The following is a 19,420-nucleotide window of genomic DNA, read 5'->3' as shown; positions in this document are numbered from 1 at the left end:
TTTCGTTTCTGGTTAAGGCGTGGCGGCCCTGTTGACTACGAGCGTCGTGCCCAGCAGTTCATCATACACACCAAGCGTTGCCTGCTGCATGGAGCGCGTCGTGTAGTGCGCCAGCACGTTTTCGCGTGCGGCGAGCCCCAAGGCCATCCGCTGTTCGACAGACGCTTCGAGTGTAGCGGCAATCATTTCTGCGAGCGCCCGCGCATCGCCCGGCGGGAACAGCAGGCCGGTCTCGCCATGACGGACGGTTTCCATCGCCGCGCCGTGCGCCGCAACGATCACCGGACGGGCCATGGCCTGTGCCTCGACCACTACGCGACCGAACGGTTCAGGCCGTAGCGACGGGACGACGATCATTTCCGAGAGCGCCAGCGCGGCAGGCATGTCGCTGCAATGACCTCCGAAACGGATATGCGAGGCGATACCAAGTTCGCGGGCCTGTGCTTCAAGGGTGTTGGGAAAGCCGGATTTTTTCGGTGCGGAGCCGACGAGGACACATACCCACGGCCGTGTCGTCCATTGTTCGCGCTGCATGATCGCCAGAGCATCCAGCAGAAGCCCCTGCCCTTTCCATTCCGTCAGGCGGGCTGGCATGAGAATGATCGCCGCACCGTCATCGTCGATGTTCCAGCTTTCCAGCACGGCGCGCACGCGTTCACCGCGCACGGCTTCCGGATCGAACTGAAGAGTGTCGGCCCCGCGTGGAATGGTGCGCAACCGCTCGTCGTTCACCCCGTAGTCGCGTTTCAGCCGGTCGGCGATGAAATTGCTGATGGCGATCACGCGATCACCTTCGGACAGAACGGCGTTGTAAGCTTTCTTTCCGGGAAAGTTCTCATTGTGCACCCCATGCCACGTCGTGACGAAGGGTGTCTTTTTTCTGCGGCAGGCCAGTTTCGCGGCCCATGCAGGCGCGCGGGACCGGGCATGCACGAGACTGACCCCTTCAGAGGCGATGATCGATTTCAGCCGTATGGCGTTGCGCAGGATGGCGAGGGGTGATTTGCGTCCAAGGTCGAGCGGAATGTGCCTGCCGCCATAATAGGTAACCTTGGGAACCAGACGTCCTTCCGCGCTGGCGACCAGCGGCAGACCGCCTGCTTCCGCGATTGCCTGCACCATCTCGATCGTTCCACGCTCGACGCCACCAGCATCCAGAGTGGGCAGGACCTGCAGGATGACCGGCCGGGACGTAAACGTTTTCATAACTTTTGCCGATAGCACGGACCGTCCTGTCCCGCACCTTCTTGTATCTTTTTATATCCGGGGTTGACCTCCGTGCTGTCGCGACGGTCAATAAGCGTATGATTGTCCGGGTTTTCCCACAGTTCCTTTTCCTGTCCGCCATCGGCTTTTTTCTCGCGGTTTCGTGGTTGACGGGTGACCATCAGGCGCACGCTGCGACAGTCGCCAAGCTGCCGCCTTTTGTGCTGCCTGACTGTCTGGCTGTTCTGGATGACGATCCCACGGATGTGGATGATTATGTCTCCAGCCATGATGTCGTCGGGAGTGAGCGGGCTGTCCGCCATTGCCGCGCCGTTGCCGAGGCTTTTGGGGGTAACGCGGTTGGTGGAGCGGCACAGCTCGATGAACTGGCGCACAAGGCCGCGAGCCGCCACCCGGAAACCGATGATGATTCACCGGAGGAACGGGCCGCAACCGCAGCTGATGCCGCACGGGCTTGGTCAGCCGCCGGGGCGTTCGACCGCGCTCTGGCGTCATCTGCTTACGGGCTGGAACTGGCGCCGGCGTCCGTGGATCTGCACCTTCTCCGTGACCGTTCCCTATTACAGCTGAATCGTCCAGCGGAGGCATTGCAGGATCTTTCGAAACTTGCGGCCAATCCTGTGATGGCGGCCGAGACGCATCGCCTGAAAGCCAGAGCCGAAATGCAGACAGGGGATTTCAATGCCGCGAGCCGCGACATCGACATCACGCTGGAGAAAAGCCCGGATGACGCTGCGGCGCATCTGGAACGCGGTATCATCCGCCATCGTCTGAATAACGTCGAAGGCGCGCGAGCCGACTGGGAGCAGGTGATCGCCCTTGCGCCGGACTCACATGAGGCCGATCTGGCGCGCCAGGATCTCGATGTCCTCGCTTCCGATCCGGACGCCCTGCCCCCCAGCACAACCACGGTGCAGCAACTACCACTCTCCACCGCCAGTTCCCACTGACAGGCATGACCCGCATCCTCGTCATTCGTCTCGGCGCGCTGGGAGATTTTGTGCAGAGTTTCCCTGCCTTCTCCGCCATTCGCGCCCATCATCCGGATGCCTCCATCACGCTGCTGACGACAGCGCCCTTCCATGATCTTGCGGCGGCCAGCCCGTGGTTCGATCATATCGAGATCGATACCCGGCCAAAATTCACCGATCTCGCGGGCATGAAGCGCCTGCGCCAGCAGCTTGTCGGCTATGACCGGGTCTATGATCTTCAGACGTCCGGTCGTTCAAGCCGGTATCGGCGGTTTGCCGGACAGGCGGCGTGGTCGGGGATCGGGCGAGGGGCATCGCTTCTTCATGCCAATCCGTGGCGGGACGAGATGCACACCCGCAGCCGCCAGCGGGATCAGTTGCGTATGGCCGGTATCATGGAAGCGCCGGAGCCGGATCTTGGCTGGCTGACAGATGGTGGTCCTGTGGTGAAAGGCCCTTATGCCCTGGTGGCCTGTGGTGCGGCACCGCATCGGCCGGCCAAGAGGTGGCCCGCGGAGCGGTATGGTGCGCTGGCGAATATACTCGTGCGGCAGGGTATGCGCCCCGTTATCATTGGGGTGGCAACTGATGCGCCACTGGCCGCGACCATCTGTGTTCACTGTCCTGAGGCGCTAGATCTCACGGGCAAAACGTCTTTGCTGGATCTCGGTGGTCTTTGTGCCCGCGCCACGCTGGCTGTGGGCAATGATACGGGGCCCATGCATCTGGCCGCTGCCGTTGGATGCCGGTGCATCGTGCTGTTTTCTTCGGAAAGCGATCCTGCCCTGACGGCCCCGCTGGGGCGGCAACCGGGGCAGGTGAGTGTGCTGCGGGTCAACGATATTGCAACTCTTTCCGTGGACAGGGTTGTTTCTGCCCTCGGCTGACGTCATTAAAGTCGGCCTGTCACAACAGGACGCCCATCCCGGTCGTCCGCCTCATTCAATGCCTGGAGCACATATCCATGCCTGCCATCACCCTGCCAGACGGTTCCGTTCGCCAGTTTGACGGTCCGGTGACGGGCACGGAGATCGCCGCGTCCATCGGTCCCGGCCTCGCCAAGGCGGCGCTCGCCATCGAAGTGGACGGACAGCTCCGCGACATGGATCGCGCTGTCGAACAGGACGCTTCCATCCGCTTCGTCACCCGCAAGGACACGGAAGCGCTGGAGATGATCCGCCATGACGCCGCCCATGTGCTGGCGGAGGCGGTACAGTCGCTGTTTCCCGGCACGCAGGTCACCATCGGCCCGTCGATCGAAAACGGCTTCTATTACGATTTCTACCGCAACGAGCCGTTCAAGCCGGAAGATTTCTCCGCCATCGAGCAGCGGATGCATGAGATCATCAAGGCCAACGCGCCCTTCACCCGGGAGACATGGCCGCGCGATGAGGCGATCAAGTTCTTCGAGGATCGGGGTGAGCGCTTCAAGGCCGAACTGATCCGCGACCTGCCGGGCGACGAGGAAATCTCGATCTACCGTCAGGGCGAGTGGCTCGACCTCTGTCGTGGCCCGCATCTGCGCACCACCGGCGACGTCGGCAACGCCTTCAAGCTGATGAAGGTGGCGGGCGCCTACTGGCGCGGCGATCATCGCAACCCGATGCTGACCCGTATTTACGGCACCGCATGGCGTGACAAGAAAGAGCTGGAAGCCCATCTGCACCAGCTTGAGGAAGCGGAACGCCGCGACCATCGCCGCATCGGCAAGGAGATGGATCTCTTCCACATTCAGGAAGAAGCTGTCGGTCAGGTGTTCTGGCACGCCAAAGGCTGGCGTCTCTACACGGCGTTGCAGGACTACATGCGCCGCGCCCAGACCCGTGCCGGATACGAGGAGGTGCGGACGCCGCAGCTCGTCGATCGCGCCCTGTGGGAAGCATCCGGTCACTGGGACAAATATCGCCACCACATGTTCATCGCCACTGTTGAGGACGAGGACAAGACCCTCGCCCTCAAGCCGATGAACTGCCCGTGCCATGTGCAGATCTTCCGTCACGGCCTGCGGTCGTATCGTGAACTGCCGCTGCGCATGGCCGAGTTTGGCGCATGTCACCGTTATGAGCCGTCCGGTTCGCTGCACGGCATCATGCGTGTGCGCGGCTTCACGCAGGACGACGCCCACATCTTCTGCACGGAAGATCAGATTGCGGACGAGACCGTGCGTTTCGTGGCGATGCTGACGGAGGTCTACAAGGATCTCGGCTTCGAGCATTTCCGGATCAAGTTCTCGGACCGTCCCGAGCAGCGTTCTGGGTCGGATGAAGTCTGGGACAAGGCCGAAACCGCGCTCAAGCAGGCCTGCGAGATCGCCGGTGTGGAGTATGAATACAACCACGGCGAAGGCGCGTTCTACGGTCCGAAGCTGGAGTTCGTGCTACGTGACGCCATCGGTCGTGACTGGCAGTGCGGCACGCTTCAGGTCGATCTCGTGCTGCCGGAACGTCTGGATGCCAGTTACATTGGCGAGGACAGTGCCCGTCACCGTCCCGTCATGCTGCACCGTGCCATCCTTGGCTCATTCGAGCGCTTTATCGGTATTCTGATCGAGCAGCACGCGGGCAAGTTCCCGCTGTGGCTGGCGCCGATGCAGGTTGTCGTGACCAGTATTGTCAGTGACGCTGCACCTTACGCCGAAGAGGTGGTCACTCGCCTGCGCAAGGCCGGTCTCACAGTCGAGGCCGACACCCGTGCGGACAAGATCAACGCCAAGATCCGCGAGCACAGCCTTGCCCGCGTGCCGGTCATTCTGGTGGTGGGCCGCAAGGAAGCAGAGGCCGGGACTGTGGCAATGCGTCGTCTCGGCGGCGCGGATCAGGAAATGCTGACGCTGGACGAAGCGGTCACGCGGCTGTCCGAAGAGGCGAAGGCTCCGGACATTCGTCGGGGCTGAAGCGTTGCGCCTTTACTGAACATTGATCGGGGCAGAGTGCGGACTGCTCTGCCCGGGTCGTGTTCCGTCTTTCTCTTTGTGAACGCCTAGGACGCGGGCCGTCTGTTCCCTGTCCATGACGATATCCGCCAAGGATATACCGTCAAAAACCTGAAAAAACGCTTTCGTCGCCTTCATGAAAACCATGCGTAGCTGACAGTCCGGCATCAGGCGACAGACTGCTTTTGGATCGTTTCCCGCATCTTTTTTCATACAGGCGATGATGCCCTCGTCACCTTCCGTGAAGCGGATGACGTCCCCGATCTGAATGGTTTCGGGGGCATGGGCCAAGCGGATCCCCCCTTTTCTTCCCCGGCAGGTCTCTATGAAACCGCCCTGTCCGAGTTTGTGAACGATCTTGACCAGATGGTTCTCGGAGATGGCGTATGTCGTTGCGATTTCGTGGATGGAAGCAAGACGTTCTCTCGTGCAGGCCAGAAAGATAAGCGTCCGTAAAGCGTAATCCGTGTGGAGGGTCAGCCGCATGAGATCAGCAGTTTCCCATGGCGGACCAGCGCAGTGCCAACGTCCAAGTTTCCATCGCCCGTCTCCTTTTTTATTCGGTCCGACAATAACGAAATCACAACGTTTTCGTTTCATGGTTATCGGTTTCATCCGAACGTCATCTGAAAACAGCGGTTTCTCTGCATGCAGCGCGGAGCTGCACCGCGTCTGACAAGGTGATCGGATAGGCACGCAAGAGATATCGAACCTGTCGCGTTATCCTGCTACTCTATATTTTCGGAAAACCATTCAGCGTGCAGCGTGAATATGGCGGGAAAACCGGACAGATGAAGAAACAGTTTTTGAAAAGAGCATTGGTTCTTGCCTGCCTGACCGCCGGGGCAGGCATGACATCGGCCCATGCGGCCGGGACTAAAACCATCACGGACATGATGGGCGTCAAAACCGAGGTGCCTGTTCCGCCAGCGCGTATCGCCGATCTCTGGTTCGCCCATAACGAACTGGTCGTCATGCTGGGCGGCGCGCCGTCGATCGCCATGACGGTGGATCGTGAAAGCATGGCGCCGTGGATGTACCGGATCGCCCCGATACTGCATGATGCGGAGCAGCTTCAGGGCACGACGCCAACACCGGAAGCGTTGCTTGCCAGCCACATCGATCTGGTTTTCGCCACACCGCAGCTTTCCGGACTGGATGTCTATCGACGCGCCAACATTCCAGCCGTTGGCGTCAATTTCCATGATACGCAAGGCCTTCTGGCGTGTCTCGATCTGACAGCAGAGGTGCTGGGCACCAAACATGCCCACGATATCGCGTCAGATTATCGGGACTATCTGCAACAGACGGAAAGCTTCCTGTCCTCACGGCTTTCGAGCCTTTCGGAGAATGCCCGTCCGCGTGTGCTGCATATCCTTTCATTGTCACCCCTGAAAATCGATGGTGGTGGCACGATCATTGACGAGTGGCTTCATCTTGCCGGGGGGCGCAATGTCGCAGTTGCGATCAAGGGATCGAAACAGGCTATTTCCCTTGAACAGATCGCCGGCTGGAATCCGGATGTCATCATTCTTGGCGGCGCTGCGGGCAAGCCTGATGATGCGGCATTGGGGCCTGTATGGCAGTCTCTGAAAGCTGTAAAATCAGGAAAGGTTTTTCGTAATCCCGCTGGCGTGTTCCCGTGGGATCGCTATGGAACGGAGCTGGCTCTCCAACTACGATGGGCGGCAAAGATTCTGCACCCGGAGCTGTTTCAGGATGTCGATATGCTGTCTGAAACAAAGATGTTCTATCGTCGGTTTTTCTCATATGACCTGACGGACGAGGAAGCCCGACGCATTCTCGCGGCCCTGCCGCCTGTATGAAGGCTGTCCTTTGTCTGGCTGGGGCATCTGTCGTGCTGCTCGGTGCCGCCCTGATGTCCTTGTGCTTCGGGCGGTATCCTGTTTCGCTTCATGACTGTCTGAGATTTCTTCTGTCATTTTCTGCTTCATCCTCTTCAGATGACATGGCGCGAACGGTTCTCCTGCAATTGCGTCTGCCCCGGCTGGGGGCAGCAATGCTGGCGGGAGCCGCCCTTTCCGTTTCCGGCTCCGCCTATCAGGCAGTTTTCCGAAACCCGCTTGTTGCGCCGGACATTCTCGGTGCGCTGAGTGGTGCCGGTTTCGGAGCTTCTCTTGCCATCGTCATACAATTTTCCGAATGGGGAACGGGTGTCTGTGCTTTTGTCGGAGCCATTGTGGCGGTGGTGACGGGTGTGAGCGTGGCCCGCATCTCCGGCGACCGTTCGGTGCTGATGCTGATTTTTGGTGGTCTTGTCAGCAATGCCCTGTTCACGTCCCTTCTATCCATTCTCAAGTTTCTTGCTGATCCTGACAGCCAGTTGCCTGATATCGTTTTCTGGCTTCTGGGCACGCTGTCGCGGGTTACACCCGATACGCTGTCGTTCGTTTCACCGCCTATTCTACTCGGCATCGTGCTGCTCTGTCTCCTTGGACGATTGCTGGACGCCCTGACAATGGGCGATGACGAAGCCTCCAGTCTTGGCGTGCCAGTGCTGCTGGTGCGCACTGTGGTGGTGATATTGGCGACCATGTTGTCCGCTCTGACGGTCGCCATGACGGGAATCATCGGCTGGGTTGGCCTTGTGGTGCCGCATATCGCGCGACTGATCGTCGGGCCGAGCAACAGGTTCGTCCTGCCGATGAGCGCTTTGATCGGGGCGATCTTCCTGCTTGTGTCGGACGATCTGGCGCGCAGCCTGTCCGCTTCCGAAATCCCTATCGGCATTCTGACCGAACTGACGGGGGTCGTTCTGTTCCTCCTCCTGTTGCCGCGTGTGCGCGCCAGCCTGAGAGGAAGCTGGCGGTGACAATGGCAGCTGTTCTCTCAGCCGAACACATCACCTGCCATCGGGAAGGGCGTGTGGTGCTGGACGATGTGTCCTTCAGGCTGTCCTCCGGCAGTATGACGGCCCTTCTGGGTCCGAACGGCGCGGGAAAGACGACGTTACTGCGGGTTCTTCTTGGACTGGAACGGTTCGAGGGGCAGGTCCTGCTGAATGGTGAGGCTCTTTCCGCGCTGTCCCGGCGGGAAGTGGCGCGCAGGGTCGCTTATGTCCCCCAGACCCATGCGGTGGCCTTCGCCTATTCGGTGCGGGATATGGTGACGATGGGCCGCCTGCCTTATTCCCGCTTCGGCCTGCTGTCCTCGCAATCCGATGAACAGGCAGTGTCCGGAGCCCTTGAGCGCCTCAACATTCTGCATCTGGCCGAACGGGCCTATACTCAGCTTTCTGGCGGTGAGCAGCAGGCCGTGCTCATTGCCCGGGCCTTGGCGCAAGGTGGGAGGATGCTGGTGATGGATGAACCGGCTTCGGCACTCGACTTTGGTCAGCAGCAACGGCTCTGGGCGCAACTCCGGCTTCTCGCCACGCAGGGCTATACCATTCTCTGCACCACCCATGATCCGTTGCGGGCACGGGATATTTTCGATGATGCACTGCTGTTGCAGAAAGGCCGCCTTGTTGGGGCTGGGCCAGTTGCTGCCATGCTGACGGATGAGCGGATCGACGCGCTTTATGGACTGTCTTCTGCGCGCTGATCTGTCGACACTGGAAAGCTGGGTGCCAGACGGGTATTCACCAGCGATAAGTGGTGAGAACCGCAATGCGGTGAGGGAAGCTGTTATGTCGCTGGATGGAAATGCGCTGGACTGTCTGTTTCGCAAGGCGCGGACGCCGGAGAAATGGACGGATCGTCCGGTTGACGATCAGACGCTGAAGACGCTGTACGAGCTGGTGAAGCTTGGTCCGACATCTGGCAACTGCTCGCCTGCCCGTTTCATGTTTCTGACCACGCAGGACGCAAAAGAACGGTTGCGCGGGGCGCTCTCCGCCGGAAATGTCGAGAAGGCCATGACAGCGCCCGTGGTGGCCATTGTCGGGCATGACCCTTTGTTCTTCGAATATTTCGCCCGCCTGAACGATACGCCCGATATGCGCTCCTGGTTTGCTGCAGATGTCGGGTTGGCGGAAGAAACGGCGTTCCGCAACGGTACGCTGGAGGGGGCATATCTCATCATGGCGGCCCGTGCTCTGGGACTGGACGCGTTGCCGATGTCGGGCTTCGACGCTTCTCTTGTTGAAGATACGTTTCTCGCGGGTGAGGCTTGGCGAGCGAACTTTCTGGTATGCCTTGGTTACGCAGAGCCCGTGGAGACGCCCCGTGCGACGCGTCTCCTCTTCGATGAAGCGTGTCGCATCCTGTGACCGGTTTGGATCGTCCTCTTCGCATCATGGTGCTCGATGCTGCGCCCGCGGAAGTTCAGGCGCGGGTCGCGGCGGTCATGCATGATGGACGGACCGGCGACGTTCTGGCTTCGCGTGAGATGCCGGGACATGACGGTATCGGCTCCATGGCCGGGTTGCTGGAAGAATGTCTGTCCGAGGTGGAATGGCTGGCGCCGGAACTTGTCGTGGTGGTTGTGGGACCGGGCTCTTTTACCGGCTTACGGACGGCCTGCTCGCTCGCTGCCGGACTGGCGTTTGGCGCGGAGTGTCCCGTCGTCGGGGTAACGCGGGGCGAAGCTCTGGCGCCACTATTGGAGCCAGTGGTGAAGGAACAGGGGCTATCGGGCTGGCTGAGTGTAAATGTCGCCAGACGGGGACGGTGGTTTGTGGAAAGCTCTGCCTCGTCAGGTGAAGAACTCAGTGCTGTTGTCGCCGTGAAAAGCGAAGAATGGCAGTCGCCTTTAGGGACGTGGGTGGTGGCGGGAGATGCTGCCGAACAGGCTATGCAGGGGCGGGAAAGAATGTGCATCGCACCTGTAACAGGTGAAGCTCCTGTGCAGGATATCGCTTTGACAGGTTTGCGTCGTCATCTGGGAAACCTCGCTCCACGTGCGGCGGTTCCGCTGTATGTCGATCCGCCGGAAGCGAAACTTCCAGCCGGTGGTCTGCGGTCCCGTCCTGAATGACCGAAGGAAAAAGCCTTTATCCTGTCATTGAAGAAGTCGGATCAGCTTTTTCGGCTGTTCTGGCGGCACTGCAGGGTGCAGCGTTCGCACCGTCAGCCCGCTGGCAGGAGAAGGCTTTTTCCGAGCTTTTTGCCACACCCGGTGTGACCGCATTGCTCGGTTCGATAGACGGGACGCCCGTTGGCTTTGTGCTGGCCCGTTCCGTGGCCGATGAAGCCGAAATTCTCACGCTGGCTGTCTCTCCATCCTGTCAGCGGCGTGGGGTGGCGCGCGCCCTGATGGAGAAGTTGATGACTCTTCTTGCAGAGAGAGAAACAGAACGCCTCTTTCTGGAAGTTTCCGTCAATAACTGTCCCGCGCGGGCACTTTACACTGCCTGCGGCTTTACCTGCGCCGGAACGCGAAAACGCTACTACGAAGACGGCTCGGATGCCGAAGTCATGGTAAGAGAGATATCCTCATCTTCTGGGAAATGATCGAACAGATCAGGATATTTCCATCATTCTTCGTCTGGTTCTTCCGGAAGGCGCCAGTCGATCGGCTTCAACCCATGTTCTTCAAGAAACTGGTTGGCTTTTGAAAAGTAATGACCACCAAAGAAACCGTTGTGAGCGGACAGCGGCGAGGGGTGAGGCGCCTTTAGAACCAGATGCCGGGATGTATCGACGAATGCAGCCTTCTTCTGGGCATAGCTGCCCCAGAGCATGAACACGACAGGAGTTTTCTGCTCATTCACGCAGGCAATGACGGCATCCGTGAACCGTTCCCAACCGCGTTTCTGATGGGAGGCCGCGTTGCCCTGCACCACGGTCAGCACGCTGTTGAGCAGCAGGACGCCCTGTTTGGCCCAGTGTGTCAGATTGCCGTGATGGGCAGGCGGAATGCCGAGATCGCTTTGCAGTTCCTTGTAGATATTGACCAGTGAAGGTGGAATCCGTACGCCTTTACGCACGCTGAAACACAGACCGTGCGCCTGTCCGGGGCCATGATAGGGATCCTGTCCAAGGATGACGACGCGCACTGAGCCAAGGGGGGTAAGATTGAGCGCGCGGAACCATTCCGGACCGCGTGGAAAGATCATTTTTCCCTGCTGCTTTTCCCGCAGAAGAAAGGCTTTCAGGTCGTGCATGTAAGGAGAGTCGAATTCTTTCTGCAACGCCACGCGCCAGCTTTCGTCCAGCTTTACACCAGTCTGCGTCATGAAAACCTTCTCCTTGGTGGGGTAAGCGCCCTTCCGTCTTTGATCCCTTGAGGCGTGGAAGGCAATATTCTCCGGATCATTTATTGTGCGCAGGAGGAGGATTGTCCTCCTGAAAAACAGAAACCCGCTCTGGGAAAGAGCGGGTTCCGGTCATCATGAAACAGGTAAGATGTTTCCTGTCACTGGTCTTTTCGGAAGTCTGCTATCTGGTTGGGCGCCACGTGACGGTCGCCGCTACCGAATGTCTCCATCAGGTAATTCACCAGATTGGCGATTTCCGTGTCGCTGAGACGCTGAACATCGGATGTTGCGCCAAAGTCCGGCATGAAAGCGTGATCGTCTTTCGTTTTTCTTGTGACACCATGTAGGATTGTCATGATCAGGTTGTCAGGACGCGCGCTTCCCACCGTGCTGTTGTTGAACAGCGACGGCGCATAACGATTCACCGTGCCAGCACCATTCCGACCGTGACAGGCGGCGCAGTTGGCATCGTAGATACCCTGCCCGTCGAGTTCGGAAAGATCGTCGATCCGTGTCGGTGCCTTGTGACGGATGTCCGGCACGTTCACCGCTTTTCCAAAACCATCACGCGGCTTGTTGTCGAGATCGTCCTCCATGGGAGCGACCTGTCTCAGATAGGCGGCAATCGCACGAAGATCCTTCTCTGACAGGTAATTCAGGCTGTGCTCGACGGCTTCACCCATGGGGCCTGCGGCCTGTGCGTGACCGGCAAGACGTCCGGTATGGAGATAGGTGACGATGTCGTCCTCGCTCCATGCGCCAATTCCACTGGTCTTGCTGGACGTGATGTTGGGCGCATACCAGCCGTCCAGACTGGCGCCAGCCAGATAGTGGTCCTGTTTCTCGCTCAGCATGAAGTTGCGCGGTGTATGACAGGTCCCGCAATGCGCAAGAGCATTGGTGAGGTAACGACCACGACGGATCGGATCATACGCCGAGGAATCGCCTGTTTCCGGCTTTTCCATCGTTGTCACGAAGTTCCATGCCGTCATGGCGGTGCGCATGCTGGAGGGCAGCGTTGTCTCGCTTTCGGGGGGTGCGAAAGGCACAGCTTCCACCTTGTGCATGAACCAGACATAGAGCGCATGCACGTCCTGATCCGTCATCCCTGCGTAGGAGACGTAAGGCATGACAGGAAACAGGTTGGAGCCGTCACGACGCACGCCATGACGCACGGCCTGTTCAAACTCCGCTTCCGAGTATTTGCCAATGCCATGTTCAGGATCGGGCGTGATGTTGGTCGACACCACATTGCCCATCGGCGTGGCGATCTTCAGGCCGCCTGCAAATGGTTTGCCGCCCACAGCCGTATGACAGGCAACGCAGTCCGCCGCCCGGGCAATATAGCTGCCACGGTTCAACACGGCTTCTTCGGATTCGCTGGCCGAAGCTGGCTTATCTCCGGTAGCTTTCGGAGGGGGCGGAAGTGCCGTCGCAGGCGCGGAGGTGGCGGGAGCCACGGTCTGGGCCAGCGCGGTCGGCGGCAGGACGAACTGCGAGAGTGTCACGCCGCTTCCCACTGTGCCCGCCAGCAGGATGGCCGGGAGAAGCTTTCCGAAATCAGGCATGGGACAGTTCTTTTTTCAGCGTGTCGGCAACGCGCAGCGCGAGGGCCGCGACCGTCAGGGTGATGTTGCCGGTTCCCACCGTTGAGAAAACGGAAGAGCTGGCAATGAACAGATTGTCGTGGTCATGCGTACGGCAGTGACCGTCCACAACGGAATCCTTCGGATCGACACCCATGATGGTGCTGCCCGAGGGATGGTCCTGCGGGAAGTAGCCCGGCGTCCACTGCTCGTCGGTGCCGTGCATCAGGCCGATCAGTTCGCGGAACACCTTGCGGGTGTGCTCGCAGCTTCGCACCGTATATTCCGGCAGTTTGTAATAGACGTCCGGATGCGGGATGCCGAGCACGTCCTTTTTCGTCTTGCTCAGGGTCAGCCGGTTGTCCGGATCGGGCAGCGCCTCGTTATGGCTGAACAGGCGGACCGTGTGGGCGGAGAGGTAGCGGATCTGCTCTTCCAGTTCGCGCCCGACATAGCCTTTGGCGATGGCCATCTGCGTGGCGAAATCGACCTGATTGTCGTCCACCATATGCACGAGATAGGCGCCGCGCTCGTTGCGCCATGCGCCGTCGCGGAAATTGTCGATCACATTGGTTTCGAGCGGACCGCGACCGGGCCACAGCGCCTTGTCACCGCTGATGAACGTCACCTGCACGCCGGTGTGGTCCATCATGTTGCGTCCCACATGATCCGAGCTGTTAGCGACACCGGTTGGTGACTGCTCGTCGGCGGAGACCAGAAGCAGCTTCGCGGTCTCGATACAGTGCGCGGCAATGACGAAATACTTGCCGGTGACACGGTGCGAACCCTTGTCGGGGTCGTAATAATGCACGGCCGTGACACGCTTGTTCGCGGCATCGCGTTCGATGCGGTAGACCACCGCGTTCGGGACGAACTTCGCTCCCGCAGCTTCGGCATGATAAACGGAATAGCTACCGTTATACATCGCCCCGATGGGGCAGATGGGCATGCAGTTGTTATGCCCTTCGCAGGTCGGACGACCGTCATAGGGACGGGTGTTCCGGGCCTGTGGTTCATGCACGACGCGCCAGGGCGTCTTTTCGGCGATCAGCTTGCGGAACTGCTGCGCGGCATAGGAAATGGGCAGCGCATCCATTGGATAGGGCTGCTTGCGGGGAGAGCCGAGGTCTTCCTTCGCCGGGTCCGGACCGCAGACGCCCATCATCACTTCGGCCTGATAGTAGAACGGCTCAAGATCATCGTATTTCAGCGCCCAGTCACGGCCCTGTCCGAAACGGGTTTTCAGCTCGAAGTCGGACGGCAGATAGCGCCATGCGCAGCCCGCCCAGTGCCATGTGGTGCCGCCCATCATGCGCAGATAGACCTGCTGATAGGCCTCGGCATTCGGGCCGGATGTATGCAGATATTCGTTGGGGGTCTGCTGGTCGGGGGGATGCCGCGCCCACGGCACGGCGGGAAACGGCCCCTGATAGGAGGGCTTGTTTTCCAGATTGCGGAAGTTCTCGACAAAGTGCTGGCGATCCACGCGGGGACCGGCTTCGAGCACGATGACGGAGATACCGGCGCGGGCCAGTTCATTGGCAATCGAACTGCCAGCGACACCGGACCCGACGATGACGACATCGGCGGAGAGAGTCTGTTCAGACGACATAAGAGGAAAAATCCCGGAAACTGTTCAGGTCGGTTCGATGACGAGCTTGGACGGCGAAAGCGCCGGATGACCCGTGGGGCGAGGAACATCGGGTGGCTGCGTGGTCCAGTAGAAAGGACCGCCCGCGGCATAGGTCTTGGGGTAGACCGCATCCTTGGTGATGTCGAACATCAGCGCCGAGCGGTAAACGACGACACGACCATTCGCCACGCCGCGATACCAGCCAGCAAGAATATCGTGGATCAGATCCTTGAAGGCCGGATCGGCCTTTTCGGCTGCCCGCGCAAAATCCTCCGCGGTTTTTGGCTGCTCACGCACCATCAGCTCATGCAGTGCGGTCATCTGCGGCGGCCGGTTCGCGTCGGTTTGCACCAACTGGTCCAGAAGCGCCGCACCGATCAGGGGATCAAGGGAAGAGCGTTCTGTCAGTTTCGCGGAAAGCGCCATGAACTGGTCGACCGACGGGGACAGGCTCCCCGAGCCTTTTGTTGCAGGCGTGTCAGCCCATGCGGAGCCGGTGAGCGCCAGCCCGGCGGCGACCCCCATCAGCGTGTCCCGGCGCGAAAGACGCAGGACGGAACGAAGTCGGATGGCGTTGGGGGATGCGCATCTGCCGAAAAAAAACTGACCGGTCCGGTCCATGGTCATGATTCAGTGTGCTCCTCTCAGGGTTCAGCCCTGAATGACGGACGAACCGTACGGAAATAGGGCAGACCCTAAAGACCCGTGGGGCAACTTCAACCGGCGGTTTTCGGGATGTTGCTCTGTTGTGATGGCATGTAACCACGCTTTTTCGCATACGACGGCGGATGCGTAATGATGCTCACATTTTCGTGTGCAGAGGAGGGTTGCTGGTGCTGCAAGGCAGGGTTGTCTGTGGCCTCTTGGTCCCTTGCGTGGCTGGCTCATCCAGCCGCTTGCCATATCCCTCACGAAAAGATGTGAATTCTTCAGGCATGTTGGAAAATTCTTCCATGAGAAAATCGGCAAAAGCTCGCACTTTGGGAGAAAGGCGACGGGAGGTCGCCCAGACGATCCAGAGGGAGCCAATGGGCAGACAGTAATCAGCCAGCACCGGTTGCAGTCTTCCGGTGGCGATGGCGTCTCGCGCCACGCAGACAGGCAGATGCGCCAGACCCAGACCGTCGATGGTGGCGCGGGCCGCTGCATCGCTGTTGTTGAAGATCATTGTCTCCGGCAGACGGGGCTGTTCATGTGGCGCGGCATAAACCCACGGGGCCAGAAGGCCCGAGTTGGGGTAGCGGTAGCGCAGGCAGCGGTGGTTCTGGATATCGGCGGGCACCACTGGATGACCATGGGTTTCCAGATAGGCCGGACTGGCGCAGGTGATGAAGGGAAGGTCACCGATCCGTCGGGCGATCAGACGAGAGTCTGGCAGATTGCCGCTCCGGATGACGATGTCGATATCCTCCTCGATCAGATCGACGATCCGATCATCCAGCGCAATGTCGAGTTCGATTTCAGGATAACGGGACACGAAACGGGCGATGAGCGGCATCAGCAGATGCTGGCCAACAATATGCGGCACATTGACCCGCAGGCGGCCGCAGGGCGTGGTGCGGGTCTGATGCAGAATGGCTTCAGCGTCGCGAATATCATCCAGCGCCTGACGGCATCGTTCATAGAACAGGGCGCCTGCTTCGGTCAGGCCGATGGTGCGGGTTGTGCGATTAAGGAGCTGAACGCCCATTCGGGCTTCGAGCCGTGAGACACTTTTCGCCACGGCGGAGGCGGATATGCCCAGATGGCGCGCGGCTCTGACATAGCTCCGGAACCGGGCGGCGAAAACAAACGGCTCCAGGCCGGACAGAGAGGACATGGCGCTGCTCCACGCGCGATAGCGGACAGAAAATCCGCGCAGTCCGGATTTATAGTCGTTTCGCATTACGAAACTGACATTCTATCCTTAATTCATGTCGCAGTCGTCTCTCACTCAGCAGTCTTTCAGCCTCAGAGAGGTCATTCTTCAGCCCGTGCTTGCCATAGGCGCCGGCATGGGCGGCATGGGGCTGGCGCTTTCTGCCCTGCCCCTCGCGTTGCAGGCATTCTGGTCCCTCTCTCCTGCGACCATTGGCTGGATCATGGGGGCACAATCCGTGGCGACGCTTCTGTCGCGCCTCTATGCCGGACGTCTGAGCGACCGGATCGGGGGCGGTCGGGCCTTGACGCTTGGGCTGGGTGCGGCATCTCTCTCGGCGCTCTGTTACCTGCTCGCCCTGCTGCCTTTCTGGCCGCTGAAGGCAGCACTTTCCCTCATTCTGTTCGGTCGTCTGCTCATGGGACTGAGCGAAGGTCTGATGGTGACCGGGGGCGCGGCAAGAATTCTTGGAGCAGTCCCCTCCGACAAGGTGGGAGCGGGTATGTCATGGCTGGGCCTCGCCATGTTCGTGGGACTGGCGCTTGGCACCATGATGGGAACATTCATTGATCAGAATAACGGCTTCGGCGCCGTTGCTGTCGTCGCCATTGTTCTTCCTGTGGTGGGGATGTTTCTCTCTGGCTGGCCCGCACGGGCGCAGCGGCATGGGGCGGCTCATGCGCCAGCGCCATGGGGCAGGCTGTTTCGCACGGCTCTGCCGGCTGGCGTGCTGCTCACATTGTCTTCGGTCGGGTTTGCCGCCATTTCGTCGTTTCTCGTGCTGACGTTCGAACAGAAACAGTGGGGGCACGGGGGCTATGCGCTTGCCGCGTTCTGTGCGGGGCATGTGATGGCGCGGTTTTTCGGCGGTAATCACATCGACCGTCACTCCCTCCAGCTTTCCGGCACGGTGATGCTACTGGCGGAAACGCTCGGTTTTCTCATGCTATGGCTGGCCCCGGTCCCTGAAGTGGCGATGGTGGGAGCGTTCGTCAGCGGCGCGGGCTTTTCCCTGACCTATCCGCTGTTTGCCATTCCTCTCGCCCGGTCCGTGGCGCCCGCGTTCATAGGATCGGCCATTGGACTTTATGACATGTTCTTCGATGCGGCATTGGGGGTTGGTTCTATTGCCGGAGGGCTGCTTGCCCGCTGTTTTGCGATGCAGGTGGTGTTTCTGATGGCGGCCCTGTGCTCGGGAGCGGGCCTGCTGGTGCTGGCTTTGAACGCCCGTTATCGCTGGCTGAAAACGGCATAAACGAAAAGAGGCCCTGCCCTATATTAGTGGACAGGGCCTGTGTGGATCAGACCGCGCGTGCCGGTAGCTGGGTCTCATCCTGTTCAATCATGGGATAAGGTCCGGCACCGAGAATATTGATGAAAAGGGTCGTCACGCCCTTTTCTTCTCCACTCAGTTCCACTGGCAACGCAGCATATCCGGACGTCCAGCGTTGTTGACTGCTTTCAACAGCGTGCCATCCGGAGAGAGTCGGCGTGTTCAGATGCGCGGTCACATGGCGGCGAATGCTGCCTGTCTGCATGACAATGTCACCGACAAGCACGCCGAGACTGCGGCGGTCATCGACAAAAGGACCGATCACGTCAGACGGACGGTTCGTACGAGACAGCAGCCGAAGTGTTTTCGTGCGCGCCGACACGATGAAGCGTGCCCATCCATCAATGATGTCGGTCGGGGCAAGTATCTCGCCCGTATCGGTTTGCAGGCGCAACTGCGGATCAGTGGTCAGAGAACGCTGATGCGGCGTGAAGCCCTGTTTTTCTGCCCGCTCTTCCAGTTGCTGGAAAAGCGGTTCAACCACATTCCGGGCGACACAAAGAGGCGCGGCCGCGTCCGTTTCCCATGAATGGACGGGCGTATGCGTCATCAGTCTGACAACCGGGCCTTCCTGCCGGAAGAAACGACGGTTTCCGGTATCCAGATAGCTTTCCGTCGTCAGGCCGTTCGCCCAGATCACGGAATGGGCGCGTGTTTCGACATGGTAGCAGGCGTAGTGCGCGATGGAGCGGTCATAGGCGATTGTTCGCCCATTCACGAGCATGCGCACGGGGACGAACTGCCCGTCCAGAAACAGGCAATGTTCCGGCGTGATCAGAAGATCCTTGGAAGGAACGCCATCGGCGATGGCATTTGCCAGAATGCGGACCGGATATCCTGCCTCATCATCGGGGAGCATGGGATTGACGGTAACATGCTGATGACCGGCCCATGTGACCTCGACCGCAATTGGGCTGCCTGTCCGGGGATCAAGTGTGAGAACCATATCTCCGATCTGAAGATCTTCCACTGGCCTTTCACCTGCTGGCGTGAGAATGGCCGAGCCTGCAAGGAAGCAGACAATGGACGAAGTCGCGTTGTCCCATTTAAAGTCGGAGGGAGATACGCCCTCTGCCAGCGTCACCTTTGCGACCAGCCTGTCGTTGCTGTTTGTCGTCGAATAGGCATCGTAAATGCTGTAGGTGCCGTCCGTGTTCTGGACCCACTGGATGCCTGTGTTCCACGATGCGTTCGGAAAGGCGACCACGTCTCCCGGTGAGAGATTGGTGATCGCGGGAATGACGGTGCCGTTATACGTGATTGTCAGCGTATTGGTCACGGTGGGCGAGGTCGGGCCAAAATCGATTGTCGATGTGGTCGACCCCACTCTCATGGACGCGCCATCGGCCAGCGTGACGGTGCCCCCGTTGACATAACCCGCTGTCAGCGTCGCGCCATTCAGGGTCAGATGACTGCCGTCGGAAAGCGCGGCCGTGCCGTTCAGAGCCAGCGTTCCGTCCGTGAACGTGACGGAACCGCTTCCCTCGATTGTCAGGGCGTTGCTGGCTTGCGACCCTTTCAGGTCGATGACGACATCGGAGGTGCCAGCATTGATGACGGGTGTCGTGTCGTAAGTAGGCACCCCGTTTGACCAGTTGGCCGGATCAGTCCAGTCGCTGGAGACAGCCCCAATCCACGTTGTTGTTGAACTCATGACGCCTCTGAAAGGTTAACAATCTATGAACGTAGATTGACATCAATTATGCAAAAACAGTGTGGG

Annotated in this window: 18 protein-coding genes; 10 read left to right on the top strand and 8 right to left on the bottom strand. The window is 59.7% G+C overall.

The window, feature by feature from the left end; genetic code table 11:
* Positions 1 to 12 precede the first annotated feature (12 nt).
* Positions 13 to 1,206 (bottom strand): glycosyltransferase family 4 protein, encoded by a 1,194-nt coding sequence (locus ABF824_RS03080; RefSeq protein ID WP_415486369.1) that lies wholly within the window; start codon positions 1,204 to 1,206, stop codon positions 13 to 15.
* 98 nt (positions 1,207 to 1,304) lie between these two features.
* Between ABF824_RS03080 and ABF824_RS03075 the strand changes: the two genes are divergently transcribed.
* From ABF824_RS03075 to thrS, 3 genes are all read left to right on the top strand, one after another.
* Positions 1,305 to 2,177, top strand: coding sequence for a tetratricopeptide repeat protein (locus ABF824_RS03075; protein ID WP_415486368.1), 873 nt, complete (start codon positions 1,305 to 1,307; stop codon positions 2,175 to 2,177).
* A gap of 5 nt (positions 2,178 to 2,182) precedes the next feature.
* Positions 2,183 to 3,085 carry a glycosyltransferase family 9 protein gene (locus ABF824_RS03070; protein ID WP_415486366.1) on the top strand — a complete coding sequence of 301 codons (903 nt, stop codon included), beginning with the start codon at positions 2,183 to 2,185 and terminating at the stop codon, positions 3,083 to 3,085.
* A gap of 77 nt (positions 3,086 to 3,162) precedes the next feature.
* Complete coding sequence (thrS, locus tag ABF824_RS03065) at positions 3,163 to 5,091, top strand: threonine--tRNA ligase (RefSeq protein ID WP_415486364.1); 1,929 nt, start codon at positions 3,163 to 3,165, stop codon at positions 5,089 to 5,091.
* 12 nt (positions 5,092 to 5,103) lie between these two features.
* Here thrS and ABF824_RS03060 read toward each other — a convergent pair whose 3' ends face one another.
* Entirely contained in the window at positions 5,104 to 5,730 is a 627-nt protein-coding gene (locus ABF824_RS03060) for an RrF2 family transcriptional regulator (RefSeq protein WP_415486363.1), read from the bottom strand.
* Positions 5,731 to 5,921: 191 nt separating this feature from the next.
* Between ABF824_RS03060 and ABF824_RS03055 the strand changes: the two genes are divergently transcribed.
* The 6 genes from ABF824_RS03055 to rimI all read left to right on the top strand — a co-directional run bounded on the left by ABF824_RS03055 (position 5,922) and on the right by rimI (position 10,544).
* The gene (locus ABF824_RS03055; RefSeq protein ID WP_415486362.1) at positions 5,922 to 6,956 is read left to right on the top strand and encodes an ABC transporter substrate-binding protein; all 1,035 of its coding nucleotides are present in this window, start codon (positions 5,922 to 5,924) and stop codon (positions 6,954 to 6,956) included.
* On the top strand, positions 6,953 to 7,963 hold the full coding sequence (locus tag ABF824_RS03050) for a FecCD family ABC transporter permease (protein WP_415486361.1): 1,011 nt from the start codon (positions 6,953 to 6,955) through the stop codon (positions 7,961 to 7,963). The genes ABF824_RS03055 and ABF824_RS03050 overlap by 4 nt, the downstream gene beginning before the upstream one ends.
* 2 nt (positions 7,964 to 7,965) lie before the next feature.
* Positions 7,966 to 8,694 (top strand): ABC transporter ATP-binding protein, encoded by a 729-nt coding sequence (locus tag ABF824_RS03045; protein WP_415486388.1) that lies wholly within the window; start codon positions 7,966 to 7,968, stop codon positions 8,692 to 8,694.
* 85 nt (positions 8,695 to 8,779) lie between these two features.
* Positions 8,780 to 9,361: a malonic semialdehyde reductase gene (locus ABF824_RS03040; RefSeq protein ID WP_415486387.1), complete on the top strand. Its 582-nt coding sequence runs from the start codon at positions 8,780 to 8,782 to the stop codon at positions 9,359 to 9,361.
* Entirely contained in the window at positions 9,358 to 10,068 is a 711-nt protein-coding gene (tsaB, locus tag ABF824_RS03035; RefSeq protein WP_415486360.1) for a tRNA (adenosine(37)-N6)-threonylcarbamoyltransferase complex dimerization subunit type 1 TsaB, read from the top strand. Before ABF824_RS03040 ends, tsaB begins: the two co-directional genes overlap by 4 nt.
* Complete coding sequence (gene rimI / locus ABF824_RS03030) at positions 10,065 to 10,544, top strand: ribosomal protein S18-alanine N-acetyltransferase (RefSeq protein ID WP_415486359.1); 480 nt, start codon at positions 10,065 to 10,067, stop codon at positions 10,542 to 10,544. The genes tsaB and rimI overlap by 4 nt, the downstream gene beginning before the upstream one ends.
* Before the next feature lie 23 nt (positions 10,545 to 10,567).
* On the opposite strand, the gene ung is transcribed toward rimI, so the two are convergent.
* The 5 genes from ung to ABF824_RS03005 form a co-directional block, all read right to left on the bottom strand.
* Positions 10,568 to 11,269, bottom strand: coding sequence for a uracil-DNA glycosylase (gene ung, locus ABF824_RS03025; RefSeq protein ID WP_415486358.1), 702 nt, complete (start codon positions 11,267 to 11,269; stop codon positions 10,568 to 10,570).
* Between the two features lie 179 nt (positions 11,270 to 11,448).
* A complete protein-coding gene (locus tag ABF824_RS03020) occupies positions 11,449 to 12,858 on the bottom strand; it encodes a c-type cytochrome (RefSeq protein WP_415486357.1) in 1,410 nt (469 codons plus the stop codon).
* The gene (locus ABF824_RS03015) at positions 12,851 to 14,488 is read right to left on the bottom strand and encodes a GMC family oxidoreductase (RefSeq protein ID WP_415486356.1); all 1,638 of its coding nucleotides are present in this window, start codon (positions 14,486 to 14,488) and stop codon (positions 12,851 to 12,853) included. Before ABF824_RS03015 ends, ABF824_RS03020 begins: the two co-directional genes overlap by 8 nt.
* Positions 14,489 to 14,512: 24 nt before the next feature.
* Positions 14,513 to 15,136, bottom strand: a complete 624-nt coding sequence (locus ABF824_RS03010; protein ID WP_415486354.1) for a sorbitol dehydrogenase family protein — start codon at positions 15,134 to 15,136, stop codon at positions 14,513 to 14,515.
* Positions 15,137 to 15,311: 175 nt separating this feature from the next.
* A complete protein-coding gene (locus ABF824_RS03005; RefSeq protein WP_415486353.1) occupies positions 15,312 to 16,328 on the bottom strand; it encodes a LysR substrate-binding domain-containing protein in 1,017 nt (338 codons plus the stop codon).
* A 94-nt stretch (positions 16,329 to 16,422) separates the two neighbouring features.
* On the opposite strand from ABF824_RS03005, the gene ABF824_RS03000 reads away from it, so the two are divergent.
* Positions 16,423 to 17,622, top strand: coding sequence for an MFS transporter (locus ABF824_RS03000; protein ID WP_415486352.1), 1,200 nt, complete (start codon positions 16,423 to 16,425; stop codon positions 17,620 to 17,622).
* Positions 17,623 to 17,668: 46 nt separating this feature from the next.
* Here the strand turns inward: ABF824_RS03000 and ABF824_RS02995 are convergent, their stop codons facing one another.
* Complete coding sequence (locus tag ABF824_RS02995) at positions 17,669 to 19,354, bottom strand: Hint domain-containing protein (RefSeq protein WP_415486351.1); 1,686 nt, start codon at positions 19,352 to 19,354, stop codon at positions 17,669 to 17,671.
* Positions 19,355 to 19,420: the final 66 nt, after the last annotated feature.

The sequence above is a fragment of the Acetobacter sp. genome (assembly GCF_047721705.1).
GTDB lineage: Bacteria > Pseudomonadota > Alphaproteobacteria > Acetobacterales > Acetobacteraceae > Acetobacter.
Note: the sequence above shows the minus strand (reverse complement) of the source record. Positions and strands in the feature narration are given on the sequence as shown.